The sequence below is a fragment of the Noviherbaspirillum sedimenti genome, assembly GCF_003590835.1.
GTDB classification, from domain to species: domain Bacteria; phylum Pseudomonadota; class Gammaproteobacteria; order Burkholderiales; family Burkholderiaceae_D; genus Paucimonas; species Paucimonas sedimenti.
The window spans coordinates 3,418,120-3,439,699 of sequence record NZ_QYUQ01000002.1 but is presented as its reverse complement, the minus strand read 5'-3'; the positions used below and the strand labels follow the sequence as shown (position 1 = coordinate 3,439,699).

The following is a 21,580-nucleotide window of genomic DNA, read 5'->3' as shown; positions in this document are numbered from 1 at the left end:
GCCTGGCGTTATCTTGCCCTGTGGAAGAACCCAAGCGCAGTCTTCCCAGCACAATTCCCTTGTAATCGCTGCAAACTTTGTCCGGCTTTCGTGCTCTACAGAACAGGGATATTTCTGGTGTCGACACAGGAGACAATGATGACAGCCAAGTCAACCAATTCCCGGCGCAAGGATGATGCGCTCACCAACGTACCGCAGGACCATCCGCAAAAGCCCGAGATCAAGGAGCCGCCGCAGCAACCCGGCAAGCCCCCGATTCAGCAAAAGAATCCCGGCCAGCAGGGCATCAATCCGGATCAGAAAGGTCCGGCGCAGCCAGGAAAGCCTGGCAAATAATCGCTCATCGCGACTGCCGCCGCCGTGGCCAATCCGTTGCGCCGCAAAAGACACATCCTGGCAACAATCGCGCTCGGGATCGGTGCCCTGTTGATCCTGATTCCATTATCGCTGAGCCTCATTAACTGGAATGTCGCCAAACCCTGGATTATCGAGCGCGTCAGCGAAGCCACCGGCAGGTCCTTCGCCATCCATGGCGACCTGTCGCTGAGCTGGCGCAAGCCGGAAAAAACCGAGGTCGACTGGCGCCGGCTGGTGCCGTGGCCGCATCTGCGCGCGCATGACCTCATGCTGGGCAACCCGCCATGGGCCACCACCGGGCCGACCATGGCGACCGTGCCGCAGGTCGATTTCACCCTGAGTCCGTTGGCGCTGCTCGGAAAAAAGTCAGCGTGTCCAAACTGATCCTGACCGAGCCGGATCTGGTGCTGGAGCTTGGCAAGGAAGGCCAGAACAACTGGACGTTCAGGAAGAAGGATGAGGGCGAGGCGCCATCGCAATGGCAACTGGTGCTGCGCGACCTGACGCTGAACGAAGGCACCGTACGGCTGGTCGATCCGGTCAAGAAGGCGGATGTCACCACGCGCATCGATACGGAAGACGACGGCAGCATCATCTGGAAAATCGGCGGCAAGCTCAACGGTGACGCCGTATCCGGCAGCGGCAAGGCCGGCGCCCTGCTGTCGCTGCAGGAGCGCGACACCCAATATCCTGTGGAAGCGCAACTCAAGGTCGGCACGTCGGAAGTCTTCGCCAGCGGCACGCTGACCAACCCGCGCAGCATCAGCGCGCTCGACGTCAACCTGAAAATCAAAGGCGCCAGCATGTCCCAGCTGTTTCCGTTTTCCGGCATCGTACTGCCGGATACGCCGCGCTTCTCGACCGAGGGGCGGCTGGCGGGCACGCTGGCGCGCGACAATTTTCATCTGCGCTACGAAAAATTTACCGGCAAGGTGGGCGACAGCGACATCGGCGGCACGCTCGAATACCTGCGTAAAAAACCCCGGCCACTATTGCGCGGCGAAGTAGTGTCGCATTACCTGACCCTGAAAGACCTGGGCGCGCTGGTCGGCACCGACAGTCCGGAAGAAAAGAAAAAGCGCGGCGACAAGACGAAGCAACCGCCGGACAAGGTATTGCCGGTGTCCTCATTTCGCACTGAGCGCTGGGACAAGATCGATGCGCAAGTCCAGTTCACCGGTAAGAAAATCGTGCGCGGCGAAAATATTCCAATCGATAACCTGTCTACCAAGATACGCCTGGATAACGGCGTGCTGTCTCTGGCGCCTCTGGATTTTGGCGTGGCTGGCGGAAAATTCACCGCTGAACTGACCATCGAAGGCCAGCACAAGCCGGCACGGGCGCGGATGAAAGTCACGGCGCGCAGCCTGAAGCTCAACAAATTGTTCCCGCAAGTGGAATCGATGCGTGCCAGCCTCGGACATATCCATGCCAATGCCGCGCTAGCCGCAAGCGGCAATTCCCTGGCCGCGCTGGCAGCATCGGCCAACGGCGAAATGAAGGCCTTCATCACCGAAGGCACCATCAGTAAATTTATCCTGGAAGCGATGGGGCTGAACCTCGGCAGCGTCATCCTGACCCAGCTATTTGGCGACCGCCAGGTATAGCTCAACTGCCTGGCGAGCGACTTTGCGATCAAGGATGGGCTGATGCAGACCCGCACCTTCATAGTCGATACCAGTGATGCCACCATCGGCGTGGCGGGCCGGATCAATCTCGCCAGCGAAGAACTGGCGCTGACCATCCGGCCGGAAAGCAAGGGGGTGCGCCTCATTTCGCTGCGCTCGCCGCTGTATGTGCGCGGCACCTTCAGAAAACCGGAGGTCGGCGTGGACAAGGGCGTGGTGGCACTCAAGGCAGGGGCGGCCGCCGTGCTGGGCACGGTGGCGATGCCGCTGGCGGCGCTGCTGGCGCTGATCAATCCCGGGCCCGGCCAGGACAGTCCCTGCCCCAGCCTGCTGGCGCAGGCGCAAAAAAAGCCCGTGGCACCAGCGACTACGCCAGCGCGGGCATCCAGCGGCAAGCAGACGGCCACGCAATAAGCGCACCTGCAATGCCGCATCAATCCCGGCGACAGCCAGAGATAGGGCGGAACTTTCACTTTGCCGGCTGCCTCTATCAATTGATTGAATTGCAAGACAGCTTGCCGGCGGCAGGACTGTCTTGCGCCATTCCCGTACGCCAACCATGAGAGAAAACATGACCAAGGACAAGGAACCTGGCAACAACAAAAGCGCGCCAAAAAGCCGCAAACATCCGGCCAAGGCGACCGACGATGCCAGCAGCGTGGCCGGCAAAGGCGGCGAGCTGCATCAGCGTGCGGGCGGCAATTATCCGCCACTGACGACCAGCCAGGGCATACCCATTCCCGACAACCAGAATTCGCTGAAAGCCAATCCGCGCGGGCCAACACTGCTGGAAGACTTCATCCTGCGCGAAAAAATCACGCACTTCGACCATGAGCGCATCCCCGAACGCATCGTGCATGCGCGCGGCACCGGGGTCCACGGCACGTTTGAATTGACCCAATCGCTGGCGCAATACACCACCGCAAAAATCCTCACCGAGGTCGGCGCCAAGACGCCGGTGTTTGCGCGTTTTTCGACGGTGGCCGGCGGCGCCGGCTCGGTGGATACGCCGCGCGACGTGCGCGGCTTCGCCGTCAAGTTTTATACCCGGGAAGGCAACTGGGATCTGGTCGGCAACAATATCCCGGTCTTCTTCATCCAGGATGCCATCAAGTTTCCGGACGTCGTGCATTCGGTCAAGATGGAACCGGACCGCGGCTTTCCGCAGGCGGCCAGCGCGCATGACACGTTCTGGGATTTCATTTCGCTGACGCCGGAATCGATGCACATGGTGATGTGGATCATGTCCGACCGCACCATCCCGCGCTCGCTGCGCATGATCGAAGGCTTTGGTGTGCACAGCTTCCGGCTGCTCGATGCCGCCGGCAATTCCACCTTCGTCAAGTTCCACTGGCGCCCGAAGCTGGGGCTGCAATCGACGCTGTGGGATGAAGCCGTCAAGATCGCCGGCGCCGACCCCGACTTCCATCGGCGCGACATGTTCGAAGCCATCGAGCGGCGCGATTTTCCGGAGTGGGAACTGGCGGTGCAATTGTTTACACAGGAAGAGTCCGAGAAATTCCCGTTCGACCACCTCGACGCTACCAAGCTGATCCCGGAAGAAATGGTGCCGCTGCAGGTGATCGGCCGCATGGTGCTGGACCGCTGGCCGGAGAATTTCTTTGCCGAGACCGAGCAGGTCGCTTTCTGCCCCGCCAACATCGCGCCCGGCATCGATTTCTCCAACGACCCGCTGCTGCAGGGGCGGCTCTTCTCCTACCTGGACACCCAGTTGTCGCGGCTGGGCTCGGCCAACTTCCACCAGATTCCGGTCAATGCGCCGAAGTGCCCGTTCGCCAACCATCAGCGCGACGGCCACATGCAAATGGCGCATCCGAAGGGACGGGTGGCCTACGAGCCGCAGTCGCTGGCGCCGGATTCAGCGCGCGAGTCGCCGGCAAGCGGCTTTCCCAGCCACGCCACCCCGGAAAACGGCGACAAGGGCCGCATCCGCGCCGAAAGCTTTGCCGACCATTACAGCCAGGCGCGCCTGTTCTACCGCAGCCAGACGCCGACCGAGCAGGCCCATCTCGCCTTTGCGCTGGTGTTCGAGCTGTCCAAGGTCGCGCACCTGCATGTGCGGCAGGCGATGGTCGGACATTTGCGCCACATCGATGCCGACCTGGCGCAGCGCGTGGCGGACGGCCTGGCGTTGCCCCTGCCGGAGGCGCCGCCGGCTGCGGCGCCGGTGCAGGATATGGCGCCCTCTCCCGCATTGCAAATCATCGGCAAGATGCACGACACGCTGGCCGGCCGCGCGATCGGCATCCTGGTGGCCGACGGCAGCGACGGCGCGCTGGTAGCAAAGCTGCGCAAGGCAGCCACCGATGCCGGCGCCGGCGTCAAGATCGTCGCCCCCAAGGTCGGCGGCGTCACGCTGGCCGATGGCAAGCTGCTGCCCGCAGACGGCCAGCTGGCCGGCACGCCCTCGGTGATGTTCGATGCCGTCGCCGTGGTGCTGTCCGCTGCGGGGGCGCAGACCTTGAGCAAGGAGGCCGCAGCCCTTGATTTCGTCAGCGACGCCTTTGCCCATCTCAAGGCCATCGCCGCCAGTCCCGAGGCGCAGCCCTTGCTGGACAAGGCCAATGTGGTGGCGGACGCCGGCGTGGTCGCAGCCGACGATCCAAAGGCCTTTATCGTCGCAGCGAAGACGCGGCAATGGCAGCGCGAGCCGACGGTACGGACGCTGCCATGAAATAGCCAGGAAAAATAATCAGGGAAATGATCAGGGAGTTGTCGGCTTACTTGAGCATGCCCGCGCGGGCGGCGACGATGGCGATCAGCGCGGCCAGCACGCCGATGAAGCCAATCGCCGCCTGCATGCCGAAGCCGTGCGCCAGCGCGCCGATCACCGGCGGCCCCATCAGGCTGCCGCTGTAGGCCATGGTGGCCACGCCCGCCAGGGCAACCGGCCCTTGCCTGCCCGCTGCGCTGAAAACGAACGGAAACACCAGTGCCAGGCCGAGGCCGGCGGCGCCGAAACCCGCCAGGGCCAGATAAGCGCTGTCCACCGAAACCGCAAACAGCAGGCCTGCCGCCGCCAGCGCCGCACCCCAGGACACAAGGCGGCGCGCGCCATGCCGGCCCTTGAGGCGGTCGCCGGCCAGGCGCGCCAGCAGCATCGTCACCGAGAAGGCCGCGAAGGCCAGCGGCGCGACAGCGTCCGCCACGCCGAAATGGTCTTTCAGGAACACACCGCTCCAGTCGGCGATGCTGCCCTCGGACATGGCGCCAAGAAAAACCAGCGTGCCCAACAAGGCCAGCGGACCACGCGGCAAGGCAAACATCTTCTTGCCGGCGCGCGCATCGGGACTGGCGTCGCTTGTTTTGGCATCGCTTGTTTTAGTGTCACTAATGGCGCTGTCATCATCGACAACAACTGCCTTGAGAAGATGGCATGCCAGCCATACCAACACTGCCAGGGGCGCGGCCAGCAGGAGGAAGTGCCGGGCCGGCGCGATATTCATGCTGGCCATCAGGCCGCCCAGCGTCGCGCCCGCCAGGCCACCGGCACAGCAGCCGGCATGCAGCCGGGCCATGGTCGATTTGCCGCTGGCCTTTTCCAAAGTGGTGGCGACGGCATTCATGCCGACGTTCAGGCAGCCGGCGGGAATGCCCAGCATGAATACCGCAGCCATCAGCAGCGAGACGCTCGGCGCCAGGCCGATGCCGACCAGCGCAGCCAGCAATGCCAGGCCGGCAATGAGTACGGTCTTGCGACCGCCCAGTCGGGCCATCATCCATGAGGACACCGGATAGGAAATGACGGCGCCGATGCCGCCGCACAGCAGCACCATGGACAGGGCGAAGTGGGGAATCTGCAAATCTGCACGGATGGCGGGAATGCGGCCAGTCCAGGACCCCATGATGAGGCCGAACAGGATGAAGATGACGGGCAAGGCAAGTGGTTGAAGCTGTTGCAAAGAAAATCGTTGTGTTTGAGCAGGTGCAATAAGTTGCATTTTTATCGGGGCAATTATGTTTCCGGGAAGCCATTGTGATACCTGCGCTTGGGAAATAGTTTCTGCGTAGAAGAAAAATTTTAAAATCGCTTGTATCAGGAACAAGATGGCGCGACATCTGGCCGGATAAGATGAACGGTTGATCAATACAATGGTCTTCAGCAATGCAGGCATTGCAATGAACCATGCCGGATTTGCATGGCTGCAGATACGCTTTCGTTATTTGTCGGCGTCATTAGGAGAAACCCATGAAAATCAGCACCTTGCTTCTGGTACTGGCACTGGCCGTCATTGGTGCCTTTGCAGCCCTGAACTGGCCGGCGTTCACCCAGCCCACCACGCTTTCGCTCGGCTTCGCTGCCGTGACAGCACCGCTGGGACTGATCATGCTGGGGATGCTGATTGCGCTGAGCGTGCTGTTCCTGGCCTACCTGGTGACCCTGCAGACCTCGGTGCTGCTGGAAACCAGGCGCCATGCCCGCGAACTGCAGGCGCACCGCGCCCTGGCCGACCAGGCGGAAGCCTCGCGCTTCACGGAACTACGCAAGTTCATCGAAACCGAGCTGCAGGTGCGCATGGCCCGCGAAGCGGACATGCACAATACGCTATTGGCACGGATGGACAAGCTGGACGATTCGGTGCGCGGCTCGATGCAGGACGCCAACAATACGGTGGCGGCTTACCTGGGCCAAATGGAAGACAGGCTGGAGCGCGACGCTCGCAGCCTCCCCAAAGACATTCATTGATGCGGGATCAGGCAAGCTCGGCGTCGGGGGCGGTGCCAGATGGCTTCCCCGGGCCGTTGTCCGGCGGCAGTTGCCAGAAAATCCAGGCGGAACAAGCTGTGATCAAACCCACGCAAATGAAAGTTGCCTGAAACGCCGGCAGCGCCGATCCTGTCGGGGCCGGGGCCAGCAAGCCGGTGAAAGTCGCCAGCATGCCACCGGCGGCCGCCACGCCCAGGCTCATGGAAAGCATCTGCACCATGGAATGCAGACTGTTGCCGCTGCTGGCTAGCGGCGCCGGCAAATCTTTCAGCGTCACCGCATTCATCGCCGAGAACTGCAGCGAATTGATTGCACCGAAAAACCCGAGCTGCAAGAGTCGCAGCCAGAGCGGCATGGTGTCAGAAAACAGCGCGAAGCTGGCGATCAACGCCCCCACCAGTACCGTATTGGCGATCAACACCTTGCGGTAACCCGCAATCTTGACCAGAGGCGCGGCAATGCGCTTGACCAGCATGCCGCCGACGGCAACCGGAATCATCATCATCCCGGCGTGGAAAGCGGAATAGCCGAGATTGACCTGCAACAGCAGCGGAATCATGAAGGGCATACTGCTGGTGCCGATGCGCGCGAACAGGTTGCCGATGGCACCGACGCTGAATGAATTGACCTTGAACAGATCCAGCGGGAACAGCGGCGCCGGATGGCGCACGGCGCGCAACCAGTATGCGGTCAGGCACACCAGCCCGAACATGATCAGCAACAGGACGATCGCCTGGCGCATGCGCATGTCCGCCATGCCATCGAGCGCCAGCGAAATCATGACCATGCTCGCCGCCAGCAAACCATAGCCGGCAAAGTCGAAGCGCTCGACGGTGTCGGCGCGAAAGTCCGGCATCAGGGCCATCGCTGCGCCACCGCCGATCAAACCGATGGGAATATTGATCAGGAAGATCCAGTGCCACGAAGCGTACTCGACCAGCCAGCCGCCCAGCGTCGGCCCGAGCAGGGGACCGATCAGCCCCGGAACGGCAACGAAGGCCATCGCCGGCAGGAATTTCTCGCGCGGGAAAGCGCGCAAGACGGCCAGGCGCCCCACCGGCAGCAGCATCGCCCCGCCGGCGCCCTGGAGTGCGCGCGCCGCAGTCAGCCAGGACAGCGACGGCGCATAGGCGCACAACAGGGAGCCGATGGTGAACAACGCAAGGGCAGCGAGATAGACACGGCGCGTGCCGAAGCGGTCGGCAATCCAGCCCGAGGCCGGAATCAGCGTCGCCATGGCCAAGGCATAGGCAATGATGACCGACTGCATGCGCAGCGGGCTTTCGCCCAGGCTTTGCGCCATCGCCGGCAAGGCCGTATTGATAATGGTGGCGTCCAGCGTCTGCATGAAAAAACCGATGGCCACCAGCCACAACAACATGCCTTGGGAATTTTCGGTCTTGGTGATTGCCATCGCTACCTGCAGTCTAGCTCGAAATAAAGCGCATCTTGAAATTGCGGCCCTTGATATTGCCGCTGGAAAGACGCTGGTAAGCCTGCTCGGCAATGTGCCGGTCCAGCGCCACGTAGGTGGTGAATTCAAACACGTTGATTTTACCGACCTGTTCCTTGCTCAGGCCAACGTCGCCGGTCAGGGCGCCCAGCAAATCGCCAGGGCGCAGTTTGTCTTTCTTGCCACCCTGGATGCACAGCGTCACCATCGGCGCCTGCAATGCCCTGCCCTGGCCGGCCTCGAGGGTTGCCAGCTCATGCCACTCGGCCGGCTGGTTCTGGTATTCCTCGATCAGCTTGACCCACTTCTTTTCATTCGGCGCGCACAGCGACAGCGCCATGCCCTTTTCCTGGCCGCGGCCGGTGCGGCCGATGCGGTGCACGTGCACTTCGGTGTCTTTCGACACATCGACATTGATCACCGCGCTCAGGCTTTGGATATCCAGTCCGCGCGCGGCGACGTCGGTTGCCACCAGCACCGAACAGCTGCGGTTGGCGAACAGCACGAGGATTTCATCGCGCTCGCGCTGTTCGAGATCGCCATGCAGCGCCAGCGCGGAAAAGCCCTGCGCCTGCAATTCGTCGGCCAGTTCGCGGCAATGGATCTTGGTATTGCAGAAAGCGATGGTCGACACCGGCTTGTAGTGGCGCAGCAGGCGTCCCACCGCCGCGTTGCGATCTTCATAGCCGATTTCGTAAAAGCGCTGCTCGATCTTGCCGGCCTCGTGCTGCACCTCGGCCGAGACTTCGACCGGATCGCGCAGGAAGGGGCTGCTCACCTTGCGGATATCGTCCGGGTAGGTCGCCGAGAACAGCAGGGTCTGGCGGCGCGCCGGGCAGGCGCTGACGATGCCGGCGATTTCTTCCTGAAAGCCCATGTCGACCATGCGGTCGGCCTCATCCAGCACCAGCGTCTGCACGGTGGCCAGGTTGATGGTGCCGCGGCCGAGATGGTCACGGATGCGCCCCGGGGTGCCGACCACGATATGCGCGCCATGTTCGAGCGAGGCGATCTGTGGGCGCATCGGCGCGCCGCCGCAGAGCGTCAGCACCTTGATGTTGTCGGCGAAGCGCGCCAGCCGGCGCAGCTCGTTGGCGACCTGGTCGGCCAGCTCGCGCGTCGGGCACATCACCAGCGCCTGGATGGCGAACCAGGTGGGGTTGAGCTTGCTGAGGATGCTGATGCCGAAGGCGGCGGTCTTGCCGCTGCCGGTCTTGGCCTGGGCGATGAGGTCGCGGCCTTCCAGCGCCACCGGCAGGGTTTGCGCCTGGATCGGCGTCATCTCGTGATAGCCGAGCGATTCGAGATTGGCCAACAGGGTCGGCGCCAGCGGCAGGCTGGCAAATGCGGTGTTATTCATGAGGATGCTTCCCGGTGTGAGGGTAAGACAGTCTAGCAGGCTGGCCGGCAAGGGCAGGATTCTGGCTGAAGGCTGGCCGCGCCGCTGTCGATGCGGGCCGCAGAAAGCAAAAAGCCCGACTGGCTGCGTCGGGCTCGTACTTTAACTGGTTGCGGGGACAGGATTTGAACCTGTGACCTTCGGGTTATGAGCCCGACGAGCTGCCAGACTGCTCCACCCCGCGGAACGAATAATACAGCGCATTGGGGTTTCGCACAACCGGCGTTTTCAAAAACGGGCGCGAAGCACGCTAAAACCCCGGGTGCGGAAGGACGATATGGTTCAAAATGGCGGCAGGCTCGACGCAATGCGCGATGCAATCGCGCGACACGAAAATGAATTGGAGTAATGCAATGACAATGACCTACGAAGAATACCTGGATGAAGTGACAACGCAGATTTACGAGAAGTACGACGTGACTGAAGCGGATGCGGTCAAGTTTGTGGTGCGCGCGCAGGCGGCGGAATTTTTCAGCTTGCATGACGACAAGCCTGAGATGCGCACGCTGGAACGTGCCGAGCTGGATGCGAAGACGATTTACGAACAGCGCAACAAGTCGAATCCGAAGGCGTTCCGCAAATAAGGTGGATGAAGTGTAGTAATCGCGGGCTGCAGACGACGCCGCTAATGGCTGCGCGCCTCCTGCGCCATCAATTGCTGGAAGGCCTCTGCGGTGACGGCTTTTGAGAACAAAAATCCTTGCGCGTAATCACAACCGGCCGCGCGCAGCCATTCCTTTTGCTCATTGGTCTCAATACCCTCGGCAATGACTTGCATGCCAAGCTCGTGGGCCATCACAATGATTGATTTGACGATGGTGCGGTCGCTGGCGTCCGTGATCATGTCGCGCACGAACGATCTGTCGATTTTCAAATAATCGATGTCGAATTTCTTCAAGTACTGCATCGATGAGTAGCCCGTGCCAAAGTCATCGATGGCAACCTGGATACCGGCATCACGGTACTCGATCAATTTGTCGGCGACCGTCGCTGACGCATTCAGCAGCAAGCCTTCGGTAATTTCCACCACAATGCTGCTGCCCAGCAAACCCAGCATTTCCAGATAGCGCAACCAGTTCAGGCCCGGCTCGGTCGAGCGGATCTGGACGGGCGATGCGTTGACGCTGATTTGCATGACTTTGCCCAGCTGGGCCTGCCATTGCCTGGAGCATCCGGCTGCCTGCTGGAATACCCAGTCGCCAATCTCCTTGATCAAACCGGTCTCTTCGGCGATCGGAATGAACTGGGACGGTTCCACCTGGCCAAGTACGGGATGATTCCAGCGCAACAGGGCCTCGGCCTTGGCAATATGTCCGGTCGCAAGTTCCACGACCGGCTGGTAAACCACGTCCAGCTGGCCTGCTGCCAGCGCCTCGCGCAAGTCGTTTGCCAACCGCAATCGGTAATGCGCCCGTTCCTGCATCGAGGCGGTGAAGTAGCGGAACTGGTTGCGGCCTGCGTTCTTGGCCGCATACATCGCCTGATCGGCATTGTTGATGAGTTGCTCCGCGGTAGAGGCGTCCGAATTGTACAGCGTGATGCCGACGCTGCCTGAAACATAGGCGGTCTGCTGGTTCAGGGAGAAAGGCTCGACGAGGCGTTTCAGAATTTTTTCCGCGACGTCCTCGACATGCGCCAGGTCAGTCAGCTCGGTAAGAATGACCGTGAATTCGTCACCACCCAGGCGGGCCACCGTATCGGATGACCTGACGCATTGGCTGAGGCGCTTTGCCGCTTCCACCAGCAACTGGTCGCCGGCGTCGTGCCCCATCAGATCATTGACTTCCTTGAACCGGTCCAGGTCGATGAACATCAGGCAAAGAGAGTGCTCGGAACGCGGCGCCTTTCGGATTTCCTGGTCCAGCCTGTCACGAAACAGCCGCCGGTTCGGCAAGCCGGTCAGCGCATCGAAGTTCGCCTGATACCAGATGCGGTCCTCGGATTCCCGTTTCTCCGAGATATCGGTAACCGTGCCAGTCATGCGCGACGGCTTGGCATTTTTGTCGTGCCCAACCGCAACGCCACGAGAGCGCACCCACTTCCAGCTGCCGTCGCGGCACCGAAAGCGAAATTCCATTGTCACGGGTTCCCTGGTGTATTCGCCTGCATCGATCACGGCCAGGACGCCGGGCAGATCCTCCGGATGTATGCGGCGCGTCCACGCTTCAATCCGGTCCGGGAATTCCTGCTCGCTGTAACCGAACATTTCCCTGAAGCGCCTTGAATACACCACTTCGCCGGTTTCGATATCCCAGTCCCAGACACCGTCGCCGATACCTTCCACTGCCCGCATCCAGCGCTCATTGCTGATTTGAAGCGCATCCTGCGCAAGCTTTTGTTCGGTGACGTCGTGACCTTGTATGAAAATGCCTGCAGTTTCATTCTGGACACCGGTAAATGGCTGGTAGACGAAGTCCACATACCGCTCGCTCAACGGCGCCCCGGGTTGCTGCTGCAGCCTCACCTTCATCTGCCGGCCGACAAAGGCATTGCCAGTCTTAAACACCTGGTCCAGCAAACCGTAGTAGCCTTGCCCGGCCAGTTCAGGCAAGGCATTTTTGATTGATTTGCCGACGATGTCACGGTGGCCGACGAGCTGATAAAACGCTTCGTTGACCATGTTGACCATATGCTGCGGACCGTGTACCACGGCGACAAAGCCGGGGGCCTGCCTGAACAGATTCAGGAGATGCTCGCGTTCCATGTCCAGCAGCCTGTTCGTTGTTTCAAGCGCTTGCGCGCGGCTGAATACGCCACCGGCAATCTGATAGTCGACATCGTCCTGCACTGGCCTGCCATGCCTCTCTTGTTGCAGCCTGACCAGCTCTGTCACATCAATTGGATTCTGAAAGATAAAAGCAACTTCACCCCGTCCATCGAGAACCGGCGTATGGATGAGGCTCCAGTACCGCTCCTCGAATACCGGGCCGTCCGGTGTCTGGACCGGAATGTTGTAATTCACGACGGCCAGATGGTCTGGCTGGCGTGTTGCCAGTACCCGGCATAATGACTCATGTATCACGTCAAAACTCAAATTGCCTGGGCGGCCGGGGTCTGGCGGGAAAGCCTCGAACAGCTTACGGTCTACTATTTCTTCCCGTGAACGCGCGGTTATCCGAAGGTAGGCGTCATTGGCGCCGAGAATGACAAAACTGGTGGATAGAAGCAAGTAGGGAAATGGCGATGCATTCACTAGCGCTTCCAGATCCATGCTCTCACTCAATGGACCTAATCTAGCCATACGGAATGCCACCAAAATGAGTGATTGTCATCGCCATTCATCGCCTGTTCACACAACGCCGAATGAAATGTTGCAGCGTGGCCATATACAGATGGATTAAAAATACTGTTGATTTCGAGTTATCAGGAATAGTTAAGTTAAGGCCCATTTTTTTGCAAAAAGTTTAGAAAAACCGTTTAGAAGAACTGATCCAAAAACAGAAGACTTCGCCACAAACGCGGTGTAATCTACCTACCAACAGAGCGGCTCATCTTTCCATAACAACAGGAATTAGCCGCCGGAATTTCGAATTACCAATATCAAAATGCTCCCCACTTTTTCCGCCAGCGATTCCCTGCCGATTGACTCCACTAACGCCACCGGCGCCAGAAGCGAAGCAGCCGAAGCGCCCGAACTGTATGCGCAACAGCTGGGCGCCGAATTGCTCAAGCTGGAAGGCAGCGTGGTCGTGCGCTTTTCCGGCATCGCCGAGGTGGGCGGATTACCGGTGCCGTATGCGCTGGTGCCAAGGCATGGCGTACTGGCCAAGCCATCCAAATGGCGCAGGCTGGGGCCGGAAGGTCAGCTGGAACTGATCAGGGAGCGCGCCCAACCCGAGGCGATGGAAGAATTGCGCCGCAGCGTGATCGGCTTTGCCGGCAAGATCTTCGCGGAAGCCGAAGATGCCGGCATCGATCCCATGGACTTGCTGAATACGCTGGCCGAAGCGCCTTCCTCGATGCCGGCGCCCCAGGTCTTCGAGCGCATCGAGCAACGCCTCGAACACGCCGTCGAGCGGCAGCAGGAAGAGCGGCATGCGACGCTGACGCGCGAGAGCATCAACCTGGCCGAATACCCGGCTTCCTTCGAGCTGGCGCGCCGCCTGCCACGCCGCTTCATTGCGCTACTGGGGCCGACCAATTCCGGCAAGACCCACCAGGCGATGGAAGCGCTGATCAAGGCCAGGACCGGCCTGTATCTGGCACCCCTGCGTCTGCTGGCGCTGGAAAACTACGAACGCCTGTTGCAGGCCAAGCCGCATGGCAAGGAACTCAAGGTCAACCTGATCACCGGCGAGGAGCGCAGGATCACCGAAGGCGCCACCCATGTGGCAAGCACCGTGGAAATGCTCGACCCGAGGGCGCGCGTGGACGTGGCGGTGATCGACGAAATCCAGATGCTGGCCGACCGCGACCGCGGCGCGGCCTGGACGGCAGCGGTGTGCGGTGCGCCGGCCGGCGTGGTGTACCTGGTCGGCGCGCTGGAAGCGCGGCGTGCCGTTGAAGCGCTGGCCGCGCGCCTGGAATGCCCGCTGGAAGTGCATGTATTGAAGCGCAAGGGGCCGCTCTCCATGGAGCCGGGACCGGTCAAGAAGTTGCGCAACCTGCGGCGCGGCGACGCCGTGATTGCCTTTTCAAGGCGCGACGTGCTGATGTGGCGCGACATGATTGCGGAACAGGGGCATTCGGTGGCCACCATCTACGGCAACCTCTCGCCGGAAGTGCGCCAGGCGCAGGCGGCGCGCTTTCGCGACGGCAGCGCCGACATCGTCATCGGCACCGACGCGATTGCCATGGGCCTGAACCTGCCGATCGAGCGGGTGGTGATGACCACCTACGTGAAATTCAACGGCATCGAAGAGGAAGAAGTGCCGGTGGCGCTGGCCCGGCAGATTGCCGGCCGCGCCGGGCGCTTCGGCGTGCATGAGGAAGGCTTCGTTGCCGGCTATGACGACGACACCCATCAAGTCATGCGCTCGCTGATGAAGGAAAAGATCCCGGCGGTGCCGGCAAGCGGCTTTGCCGTGGCGCCGTCAATCGAACATCTGCACCGGATTTCTTCGGTCACTGGCGAGCAATCGCTGGCGCGGCTGTTCAAGCGCTTCGTGCACAATATCGATGTGCCGGACGGCTTTTTCTATCCGCGCATTACCGACGAACAGATGGAGCGGGCCTTGTGGCTCGACACATTGGCGCTGTCGGTGGCGGAAAAATTCACGCTGTCGCTGGTGCCGATCTCATCGCGCATTCCTTCCCTGCACCACGTGTGGGAAAGCTGGGCGCGCGGCCTGGCCAGGCGCAAGACTTGCACGCTGCAGCGCGATCCGAATGATCTGGCGCGGCAGAACCTGCAGGAAGTGGAGGACACCTGCCGCATGTATTCCGCCTATGCCTGGCTGAGCTTCCGGATTGCGGAGCATTTTCCGGATGGCGAACTGGCGCATGAACTGGCGCGCGAGGCATCGGAGCGGGTGGATGCGATGCTGCAGGCGCAGAATGCTGCCTTGCGCCGGCGGACGACAGGGAAAGGACGATAATTTTTCATCTATCCATATCCGTTTTTGTTCGTTCTCTTCCCATGCCAGATTCGATAAATTGCAGGCATGTACTTCCACTTCAGAGAGCGAGTAAAAAACATGTCTTCGACTATCAAAAAACTGGCGGCCGGCGTCGCCCTGACCGTGACTTCATTTGCCGCCCTGGCCCAGGGCACGCCCCTCAAGGAAATCAAGCTGGACTATGCCTACTATGCGCCGGCAAGCCTGCTCATCAAAAAGAATGGCTGGCTGGAAGAAGCCTTCAAGGCGCAGGGCACCACTGTCAAATGGGTCTTCTCGCGCGGCAGCAATAACTCGCTGGAATTCCTCAACAGCGGCGCCTCCAACTTCGCCCTGACTTCCAGTGTTTCATCATTCATTTCGCGCACCAATGGCCAGCCAGTCAAAGCCATTTACAACTACGGCTGGGCCGAAGGCAGCGGCTTTTTGGTCTTGCCCAATTCGCCGGTAAAAACCGTTGCGGACTTGAAGGGCAAGAAAATTGCCGTCACCAAGGGAACCGATCCCTATTTCTACCTGTTGCGCTCGCTGGATGCCAACAACCTGAACCCGACCGATGTCGAGATCGTCCATCTGCAACACCCGGAGGGCAAGGTGGCGCTGGAGCAGGGCCGCGTGGATGCCTGGGTAGGTATCGACCCGCACCTGTCCGCAGCGCAGCTTGCCGGTGCGCGCACGGTGTACAAAAATGCGGACTATGCCCTGGGCGCCTTTCTCAACACCAGCGAATCATTCCTGAAAGAGCACCCTGAAGCGGTCAAGACCGTGATCAAGACGTATGAACGCGCGCGCAAGTGGATCATCGACAATCCGAAGGACATCGCCGCCCTGGTCGCGGAAGAAACCAAGTTGCCCGTCGAAGTGGCAACGCGCCAAATCGCCCGCGTGGATTTTTCCCGCCCTGTTCCCGGCGCCTTCAATATCACTTCCATCAAACCGGTGGTGCCGCTATTGATCGAAGCAGGCACGCTGCGCAAGACGTCTGACACCGACAGCGCGCTGAACTCGCTGATTGACTCTGCCATCGCTGCTGCCGTCCTCGCAGGGAATTAATCATGTCTGGCGCCGAATTGACTCTGAACTCTCCAGAATCCACAGCACCGACGAGAAGCTTTGCGCTGCCGGAAAGCGTGCGGCGGCCAACCTGGCTGCGTGGCCTGGTACTGCCGGCGTTGATCCTGACGCTGCTGGAAGCGGCGGTTCGGCTTGGCTGGGTTCCCGCGCATCTGATGCCGGCGCCCAGCCAGCTGCTGGGCACATTCCAGGAGCTGGCGGAGGGCCCCTTGTGGCAGCACATCGCCGCCAGCTCGAAGCGCGTTTTTGCCGGCTTCGCCATCGGCACCGTACTGGCGTTGGCGCTCGGTGCGGTAGTGGGGCTGAGCAAAAAGGCGGAAGACTACATCGAGCCGACCTTCCAGGCCTTGCGCGCCGTGCCGGGACTGGCCTGGGTGCCGCTGCTGCTGATCTGGCTGGGAATCGATGAAGCCTCCAAGATCACGCTCATTTCGATCGGCGCATTTTTCCCAGTGTACATGAACCTGGTGGCGGGCATCCGTGACGTGGACCGCAAGCTGGTGGAGGTCGGGACCATGTACGGGTTCCCGCACGCAAAGCTGATCCGCCGCATTTTCATCCCCGCAGCAACACCATATCTTTTTACCGGCCTGCGCCAGGCGCTGTCGATGTCGTGGCTGTGCGTGGTGGCGGCCGAGCTGCTGGCGGCCACCCAGGGAATCGGCTATCTGCTCACCGACGGTCGCGAAGTGTCCCGCCCCGACCTGGTTTTTGTTGCCATCATTTTGCTGGCTGCGCTGGGCAAGCTGACCGATACCGTGCTGCGCACCTGGGAAACTGCGAGCCTGTCGTGGCGTGACGCCTACGATGGCAAGAAGTCCTGATCCCGCCCCAAAACCGGAAACCGAACGACATCATGACGACCTTACTTGAAGTCCGCGTGGATCAGAAAAAATTCGGCGCCAGCGTGGTGCTGGAGTCCGTGGACCTGCAGCTGCACGAACGCGAAATCATCGCCCTGCTGGGGCCCAGCGGTTGCGGCAAGAGTACGCTGCTGCGGATTGCGGCGGGCCTGGACACGGCATTTGGCGGCAGCGTCAAGCGCCTGCCGGCCCTGGATCAGCAACGTAACGGCGGGGTTTCGTTTGTCTTCCAGGAAGCGCGTTTGATGCCCTGGCTGACCGTTGCAGAAAACATCGGCTTTGCCGACAGCGGCGGCGTCATTGACAAGGAGTGGATCCGCCAGCTCCTGGAGGAAGTCGGGCTGGCGGGCTGGGAAAATGCTTTGCCCAAGCAGCTTTCCGGCGGCATGGCGCAGCGCGTGGCCATCGCCCGCGGCCTGTATTCGCGCCCGCGGATTCTACTGCTCGATGAACCCTTCAGCGCCGTGGATGCCTTTACCCGCATGAAGCTGCAGGACCTGATGCTCGAGCTGGCGCGCCTGCACGATATTGCCCTGCTGCTGGTGACGCACGATATCGATGAATCCCTTTACCTTGCCGACAAGGTGCTGGTGCTGGGCAGTCGTCCCGGCAGGGTATGCACGACCATCGATGTGGACTTGCCCCATCCGCGCAACCGCGCCGATGAACGCCTGGCGCAGCTCAAAGCCGAGGCGCTGGAACAATTACACAGTGCGCATGCATTTTGACCGGGCAGGAAACCCGGGGCCGGCAGCAAGCACGTCTTTGCATCAGCTTGCGCCGCTGCCGCCTTAAGTCCGGACAAACAGGGTCACGAGCGGGCTGTCACCTACCTGCCGGCTCCAGTGGCCGTGCACGGCGGGATCGAATGTCGCACCTGCAGGCAAGGTATCGTCGGAATAAAAATGCTCGCCGGGGCCAAAGATGCGCGAGCTGCCATCCTGCAGGCCGATTTCCATCTGGCCGCTGAGGACGAACAGCCATTGCGGCGAGGTGGTGCAATGGAACTGGCTGCGGAAACCCACCGGGCTCTGGCGCAATTGGTAACCGGCAGAGGGAAGCAGCGGCGAGAGCATGGCTTGCGGCGTGCCTTCGGTGAGGGTAACTTCTTCTTCGCGAAATCTGGCGCGGCCGTCGGTGTCGGTGTAGAGGATGGTTTTTTTGAAGGTGGTCATGGGGAATGCCGTTGAGATCGGATGAAATTTTGCGATCCACGATTATTGCTTATTTTTGGCACAGGCGAATCTCTGGCAGTTTTTTTACGTTTGCGATTGCTGCCAGGCTACCGGCGTGGCCATCTCAGACGTACGCTTTCAATTAATTAATCGCCGGAACGTAGTGTGCAATTAGCAAATAATTCGCCAAGGAAGAAAAGCTGATCGCCAATGACTGGCTATTGGTTTCCTATTCACTTAGCTTTGCATGTGCCCTCGCCATCTTGATTGAAGTCAGACTCCCCAGTGATAGCCGAGCGACTTATTCAAGGTGACTTATCCTGAAACAGGCGTTCTCTTTCGCTTTTTCCTTGCTTGCATTGCTGGGGAAGTTGAATCGAACTTTACCTTCAAATCGATTCAAGCTTGCCGTCCGCAATTCAATGGAAACATGGCAACGTGTTAGCCCTTACCAAGGCGACCTGGTCGCAGGCGAATAACAGCGTTCTATCTGCGCACAAGGAGAATAACCATGCAAATTCCGCCGTTGTCGACGCGACTAGTTCATGTTTCTCTGGCCGTTCTGGCGTTGGCTGCATGCGCGCAGACCGGGGAGGTCCATACCGGCACTGCTGCCCTTGCCGACTGGCGGGCCGACGCTCCCGGTGTTCGCCGCCATATCAGGCCGTCCGACCTGCCTGCGCCAGCGATGGGCAATGACCCCGAGAAGTCGATTGCCAGCAGAGTGGAGGTGGTCCCGCCGCCGCAGGGAGCGCTGCCGAAAGTGCCGGACGGCTTCGCGGTGCAGGTGTTCGCCACCGGATTCAAGCAGCCGCGCACGCTTCGCGTGGCGCCCAACGGCGACATCTTCCTGGCGGAGAGCGGCACCGGACGGGTAATCTTGCTCCGCGAAAGCGCGGGCGACACAACGGCGAAGGTCGAGGTGTTCGCCGAGAACCTGGAGCGCCCTTACGGCATTGCCTTCGTGCCGCCCGCCGATCCCCGGTACGTCTACGTGGCGACGGCGAACCAGGTGGTCCGCTACCCGTATCGCAGCGGGGACGTCAAAGCCGCGAGTCCTGCAGAAGTCATCATCGCCAACATCCCGACCAAGCGGCACTGGACGCGCGACCTGGCGGTCTCCCGCGATGGCCAGCGCCTGTTCCTGGCCGTCGGCTCGGCTTCCAACCTGGGGGTGGGTGGCATGCCCGACATGACGCCCGAGCAGATCCGGCAGCATGAAACGACCCACGGCCGCGGCGCCGCCTGGGGCGAAGAAGAGAATCGCGCCGTGGTGCGCGTGTTCGATCCGGAAGGAAAGAGCGTTCGCAACTACGCCACCGGACTGCGCAACTGCTCGGGCCTGGCGATGCAGCCCGGCACCGACAACCTGTGGTGCGTCGTCAACGAGCGCGACCACCTCGGCCCCCTCGTGACGCCCGATTACATGGCACGTGTGCAGGAAGGCGCTTTCTACGGCTGGCCCTGGTATTACCTCGGCGACAGGGAAGATCCCGCCTTGAAGGGAAAGCGTCCCGATCTCAAGGGCCAGGTGCGGCTGCCCGAGGTGCTGATCCAGGCGCACTCCTCCGCACTGAGCGCGGCGTTCTACGATCGCGACGCCTTTCCGGCCGAATACCGCGGCGATGCGTTCGTCGCGCTGCATGGCTCCCATAGCCGGCCCGACAGGACCGGTTACAAGGTGATCCGCGTGTGCATGAAGGACGGCCAGCCGACCGGCGAGTACGAAGACTTCATGACCGGGTTCTTGCTGGACAACGACCGGGCCTGGGGCCGGCCGGCTGGCGTGGCGGTCACCCGGGGCGGCGCGCTACTGGTGAGCGACGACGCGAACGGCACGATTTTCAGGGTGACGCGCAAATAGCACACGACGAGGCGAAGAAGCAGTGCTTGCCTATATCAGCTCGCTGAAGCCCTGATCTCCGCGCCAAATTTAATTTGACGCGGAGATTAAATTAGCTCTGCACTGGAAAATTCGAACAAAAAAACCCGCTCAGGAGAGCGGGCGAAGTCTTATTTCGTAGAGAAATTAGCGAAGAACTGAACTTACTCAGAAAATTTTTGCGATAGATTGGCGGTTATTTCTTCAGTAAAGGGCACTTCGAATCTGCGACTTTGGTAAATGCCTCTTCCCCTGGAATGGTGGTGACAATCTTCATGTAATCCCAAGGTTTTTTCGATTCAGCAGGGGTTTTCACCTGCATCAGATACATGTCGTGAATGTACCGTCCATCCTGGCGGATATAGCCCTTGGCATAAAAATCATTCAGTTTCATTTTTTTAAGTTCAGCCATCACCTTGTCGGCATCATCGGTCCCTGCCGCAGCGACTGCCTTCAGGTAGTTTGCCGTTGCAGAATAATCGGCGGCTTGATGTGAACTCGGCATTTTTTTCATTTTCAGGAAAAAGCGGTTCGCAAATTTACGGGATGCCTCATCCTTATCCCAGTACCAGCTGTCCGTCATCAATAGGCCTTGCGCAACTGGCAGCCCCAATCCGTGGATATCGTTAATTACCATCAGCAAACCGGTAATCTTCATCTTTTTGGTCAAGCCGAAATCGTGCGCAGCCTTGATCGAATTGATCGTGTCGGATCCGGCATTGGCCAGGCCCAGCACCTGCGCCTTGGAAGCTTGCGCCTGCAGCAAAAAGGCCGACATGTCGTTTGCCGTCGGCGGATGCTTTACCGAACCGACCACAGTACCGCCATGCGCTTTCACTACCTCAGCGGTGTCATTGGCCAACGAATGGCCGAAGGCATAATCGGCGACCAGGAAATACCAGGATTTCCCGCCCTGCGCGACCACCGCCGAACCGGTTCCTTTGGCCAAAGCCACGGTATCGTATTCATAGTGAACGGTATAAGGCGTGCATTCTTCATTGGTGAAGCGGGCACTGCCGGCGCCGACATTAAAATACACACGTTTTTTGTCGGCAATGACCTTGTTCATTGCCAGGCCGGCTGCAGAGTTGACGCCGCCGATCAGCATCTTCAAATCTTGCTGGTCAATCCATTCACGCGTTTTGGCTGCGGCGATATCTGCCTTGTTCAAATGGTCGGCGTACAACAGCTCAATCTTGCGCCCGAGAACGGCTCCACCTGCATCCTCGACTGCCATCCGAATGGCTTCCAGTCCGCCAGGACCGTCGGTGTCTTGGTAGGGGCCGGACATGTCGGTAATGAATCCAATGCGGAAGGGTTCCCTGGATTGGGCAACGGCGGTGCCGGATAGCGAGGACAAGGCCAATGTGGCGGCCGCTATCGTAGTGAAAAGCTGCTTGTTCATGTTATATCTCCTATGTAATGAGCCTTGAATGGCCGTTTTGATTTGGTATTAATGCTG

18 protein-coding genes and 1 tRNA gene are annotated in these 21,580 nt (G+C 60.4%); 12 read left to right on the top strand and 7 right to left on the bottom strand.

Features of this window, described 5'->3' with window-relative positions:
- Positions 1-138 precede the first annotated feature (138 nt).
- From D3878_RS16035 to D3878_RS16025, 5 genes are all read left to right on the top strand, one after another.
- The gene (locus D3878_RS16035; protein WP_119786401.1) at positions 139-336 is read left to right on the top strand and encodes a hypothetical protein; all 198 of its coding nucleotides are present in this window, start codon (positions 139-141) and stop codon (positions 334-336) included.
- Between the two features lie 24 nt (positions 337-360).
- Positions 361-741 (top strand): AsmA family protein, encoded by a 381-nt coding sequence (locus D3878_RS24730; protein ID WP_338016812.1) that lies wholly within the window; start codon positions 361-363, stop codon positions 739-741.
- Positions 729-1,964, top strand: a complete 1,236-nt coding sequence (locus tag D3878_RS24725; RefSeq protein WP_338016811.1) for an AsmA family protein — start codon at positions 729-731, stop codon at positions 1,962-1,964. Before D3878_RS24730 ends, D3878_RS24725 begins: the two co-directional genes overlap by 13 nt.
- Before the next feature lie 42 nt (positions 1,965-2,006).
- Positions 2,007-2,399: a hypothetical protein gene (locus D3878_RS24720; RefSeq protein ID WP_338016810.1), complete on the top strand. Its 393-nt coding sequence runs from the start codon at positions 2,007-2,009 to the stop codon at positions 2,397-2,399.
- Positions 2,400-2,556: 157 nt separating this feature from the next.
- The gene (locus D3878_RS16025; RefSeq protein ID WP_119786400.1) at positions 2,557-4,680 is read left to right on the top strand and encodes a catalase; all 2,124 of its coding nucleotides are present in this window, start codon (positions 2,557-2,559) and stop codon (positions 4,678-4,680) included.
- A 46-nt stretch (positions 4,681-4,726) separates the two neighbouring features.
- Here D3878_RS16025 and D3878_RS16020 read toward each other — a convergent pair whose 3' ends face one another.
- Positions 4,727-5,908 carry an MFS transporter gene (locus tag D3878_RS16020; RefSeq protein WP_233556358.1) on the bottom strand — a complete coding sequence of 394 codons (1,182 nt, stop codon included), beginning with the start codon at positions 5,906-5,908 and terminating at the stop codon, positions 4,727-4,729.
- Between the two features lie 287 nt (positions 5,909-6,195).
- Here D3878_RS16020 and D3878_RS16015 point away from each other — a divergent pair, with 287 nt between their 5' ends.
- Positions 6,196-6,693, top strand: coding sequence for a LapA family protein (locus tag D3878_RS16015; RefSeq protein ID WP_119786399.1), 498 nt, complete (start codon positions 6,196-6,198; stop codon positions 6,691-6,693).
- A 7-nt stretch (positions 6,694-6,700) separates the two neighbouring features.
- On the opposite strand, the gene mdtD is transcribed toward D3878_RS16015, so the two are convergent.
- From mdtD to D3878_RS16000, 3 genes are all read right to left on the bottom strand, one after another.
- The gene (gene mdtD, locus D3878_RS16010) at positions 6,701-8,128 is read right to left on the bottom strand and encodes a multidrug transporter subunit MdtD (RefSeq protein ID WP_119786398.1); all 1,428 of its coding nucleotides are present in this window, start codon (positions 8,126-8,128) and stop codon (positions 6,701-6,703) included.
- 13 nt (positions 8,129-8,141) lie between these two features.
- Positions 8,142-9,527: an ATP-dependent RNA helicase DbpA gene (gene dbpA / locus D3878_RS16005; RefSeq protein ID WP_119786397.1), complete on the bottom strand. Its 1,386-nt coding sequence runs from the start codon at positions 9,525-9,527 to the stop codon at positions 8,142-8,144.
- A gap of 146 nt (positions 9,528-9,673) precedes the next feature.
- A tRNA-Met gene (locus tag D3878_RS16000) sits at positions 9,674-9,750 on the bottom strand.
- A gap of 175 nt (positions 9,751-9,925) precedes the next feature.
- Between D3878_RS16000 and D3878_RS15995 the strand changes: the two genes are divergently transcribed.
- Positions 9,926-10,150, top strand: a complete 225-nt coding sequence (locus D3878_RS15995) for a hypothetical protein (RefSeq protein WP_119786396.1) — start codon at positions 9,926-9,928, stop codon at positions 10,148-10,150.
- A gap of 41 nt (positions 10,151-10,191) precedes the next feature.
- On the opposite strand, the gene D3878_RS15990 is transcribed toward D3878_RS15995, so the two are convergent.
- Positions 10,192-12,807 (bottom strand): sensor domain-containing protein, encoded by a 2,616-nt coding sequence (locus tag D3878_RS15990; RefSeq protein ID WP_119786395.1) that lies wholly within the window; start codon positions 12,805-12,807, stop codon positions 10,192-10,194.
- 304 nt (positions 12,808-13,111) lie between these two features.
- Here D3878_RS15990 and D3878_RS15985 point away from each other — a divergent pair, with 304 nt between their 5' ends.
- The 4 genes from D3878_RS15985 to D3878_RS15970 all read left to right on the top strand — a co-directional run bounded on the left by D3878_RS15985 (position 13,112) and on the right by D3878_RS15970 (position 17,789).
- Positions 13,112-15,103: a helicase-related protein gene (locus tag D3878_RS15985; protein WP_119786394.1), complete on the top strand. Its 1,992-nt coding sequence runs from the start codon at positions 13,112-13,114 to the stop codon at positions 15,101-15,103.
- Between the two features lie 99 nt (positions 15,104-15,202).
- A complete protein-coding gene (locus D3878_RS15980; RefSeq protein WP_119786393.1) occupies positions 15,203-16,177 on the top strand; it encodes an aliphatic sulfonate ABC transporter substrate-binding protein in 975 nt (324 codons plus the stop codon).
- A gap of 2 nt (positions 16,178-16,179) precedes the next feature.
- Positions 16,180-17,022, top strand: coding sequence for an ABC transporter permease (locus D3878_RS15975; RefSeq protein ID WP_119786392.1), 843 nt, complete (start codon positions 16,180-16,182; stop codon positions 17,020-17,022).
- 32 nt (positions 17,023-17,054) lie between these two features.
- Positions 17,055-17,789, top strand: a complete 735-nt coding sequence (locus D3878_RS15970; RefSeq protein WP_199688182.1) for an ABC transporter ATP-binding protein — start codon at positions 17,055-17,057, stop codon at positions 17,787-17,789.
- Positions 17,790-17,852: 63 nt separating this feature from the next.
- Here D3878_RS15970 and D3878_RS15965 read toward each other — a convergent pair whose 3' ends face one another.
- Positions 17,853-18,236: a cupin domain-containing protein gene (locus tag D3878_RS15965; RefSeq protein WP_119786390.1), complete on the bottom strand. Its 384-nt coding sequence runs from the start codon at positions 18,234-18,236 to the stop codon at positions 17,853-17,855.
- A 511-nt stretch (positions 18,237-18,747) separates the two neighbouring features.
- Here D3878_RS15965 and D3878_RS15960 point away from each other — a divergent pair.
- Complete coding sequence (locus D3878_RS15960) at positions 18,748-20,100, top strand: PQQ-dependent sugar dehydrogenase (RefSeq protein WP_119786389.1); 1,353 nt, start codon at positions 18,748-18,750, stop codon at positions 20,098-20,100.
- A 214-nt stretch (positions 20,101-20,314) separates the two neighbouring features.
- On the opposite strand, the gene D3878_RS15955 is transcribed toward D3878_RS15960, so the two are convergent.
- Positions 20,315-21,523: an ABC transporter substrate-binding protein gene (locus tag D3878_RS15955; protein ID WP_119786388.1), complete on the bottom strand. Its 1,209-nt coding sequence runs from the start codon at positions 21,521-21,523 to the stop codon at positions 20,315-20,317.
- Positions 21,524-21,580: the final 57 nt, after the last annotated feature.

What these genes read in the sequence shown, in the direction of transcription:
- D3878_RS15965 (WP_119786390.1), bottom strand. Translation starts at nt 18,236, where the DNA reads ATGACCACCTTCAAAAAAACCATCCTCTACACCGACACCGACGGCCGC.
- D3878_RS16025 (WP_119786400.1), top strand. Translation starts at nt 2,557, where the DNA reads ATGACCAAGGACAAGGAACCTGGCAACAACAAAAGCGCGCCAAAAAGC.
- D3878_RS16035 (WP_119786401.1), top strand. Translation starts at nt 139, where the DNA reads ATGACAGCCAAGTCAACCAATTCCCGGCGCAAGGATGATGCGCTCACC.
- D3878_RS24720 (WP_338016810.1), top strand. Translation starts at nt 2,007, where the DNA reads ATGCAGACCCGCACCTTCATAGTCGATACCAGTGATGCCACCATCGGC.
- D3878_RS15960 (WP_119786389.1), top strand. Translation starts at nt 18,748, where the DNA reads ATGCAAATTCCGCCGTTGTCGACGCGACTAGTTCATGTTTCTCTGGCC.
- D3878_RS15975 (WP_119786392.1), top strand. Translation starts at nt 16,180, where the DNA reads ATGTCTGGCGCCGAATTGACTCTGAACTCTCCAGAATCCACAGCACCG.
- D3878_RS15955 (WP_119786388.1), bottom strand. Translation starts at nt 21,523, where the DNA reads ATGAACAAGCAGCTTTTCACTACGATAGCGGCCGCCACATTGGCCTTG.
- D3878_RS15970 (WP_199688182.1), top strand. Translation starts at nt 17,055, where the DNA reads ATGACGACCTTACTTGAAGTCCGCGTGGATCAGAAAAAATTCGGCGCC.
- D3878_RS15995 (WP_119786396.1), top strand. Translation starts at nt 9,926, where the DNA reads ATGACCTACGAAGAATACCTGGATGAAGTGACAACGCAGATTTACGAG.
- D3878_RS15985 (WP_119786394.1), top strand. Translation starts at nt 13,112, where the DNA reads ATGCTCCCCACTTTTTCCGCCAGCGATTCCCTGCCGATTGACTCCACT.
- D3878_RS16015 (WP_119786399.1), top strand. Translation starts at nt 6,196, where the DNA reads ATGAAAATCAGCACCTTGCTTCTGGTACTGGCACTGGCCGTCATTGGT.
- mdtD (WP_119786398.1), bottom strand. Translation starts at nt 8,128, where the DNA reads ATGGCAATCACCAAGACCGAAAATTCCCAAGGCATGTTGTTGTGGCTG.
- D3878_RS15990 (WP_119786395.1), bottom strand. Translation starts at nt 12,807, where the DNA reads ATGGCTAGATTAGGTCCATTGAGTGAGAGCATGGATCTGGAAGCGCTA.
- dbpA (WP_119786397.1), bottom strand. Translation starts at nt 9,527, where the DNA reads ATGAATAACACCGCATTTGCCAGCCTGCCGCTGGCGCCGACCCTGTTG.
- D3878_RS15980 (WP_119786393.1), top strand. Translation starts at nt 15,203, where the DNA reads ATGTCTTCGACTATCAAAAAACTGGCGGCCGGCGTCGCCCTGACCGTG.